This is a genomic window from Oleiphilus sp. HI0067 (genome assembly GCF_001635735.1).
In genome coordinates, this window is the sequence record NZ_LWFI01000561.1 from 1 (window position 1) to 761 (window position 761).

Annotated in this window: 1 protein-coding gene and 1 pseudogene; both read right to left on the minus strand. The window is 43.5% G+C overall.

Going from position 1 to position 761, the window contains the following annotated elements:
- Positions 1-459 (minus strand): annotated as a pseudogene (locus A3739_RS06580) (hypothetical protein); the annotation flags it as partial.
- 2 nt (positions 460-461) lie between these two features.
- The coding region (locus A3739_RS06585; RefSeq protein WP_156502409.1) for an OmpA family protein at positions 462-761 on the minus strand (300 nt) is incomplete at its 5' end.

A 761-nucleotide genomic window follows, 5' to 3' on the forward strand; every position in this document is an offset into this window, starting at 1 on the left:
AGAAAACTGGCTTTCGTTTTCTGCTAGAACAGATTTCACTCTCTCATAGACGAGTTTAGCGTCGTACGGTGGTGAGGTTTTGATATTGTAAGCACTCAAAAATGACGCTGTGTAACCCCAGTAAAGATCAATTTTGTCGTCACGCATCGCATTTACCGCGCCTGTGAAGTTCTCGAAATTCACGGCCTTTAAACGAATATGCTGAGTCTTTGTGTTTTTCGCCAACCATGCTTTGGTTAGTTCATAGATTAGATCTTGCTCGGCAAAATTAGATATTCCAATTCTGAGCTCTCGTTCCTGAGGCGCACTGACCAACTCTGTGTTCACAGAATCATCAGCAGATTGTTCCGATGCCTGCTCTTCATGCTGCGGTTCGTTGTTCACGTCATTACTAGCGCAAGCTGCTAGCAAACTTAAAAGCAATACAACGCCAATGCATCTCTTAATTGAAAAAGCCATAGTTATAGCGCCTCTTCGATATCAACAGTTTGAAAACGACGTTTATCTTCACTGTCGTTTTGATTCGAGCGTAATTCAACCGTCCATATGTTCCATTGCGTTTTCTGGAATCGGTCATGCTTTGCGAAATAAGTGATCATGCGGCGATTTTTTGCGCGACCGCGCTTGGTTGAATTATCAGCAATTGGATAATCGAACCCCTGCCCTGAAATCAGAATGTGTTCTTTGTTCACCGAAAACTTTTCAATCAACACCGTCGCGACCGCTCGAGCACGACGCAAAGATAGAGCATTGTTATATGC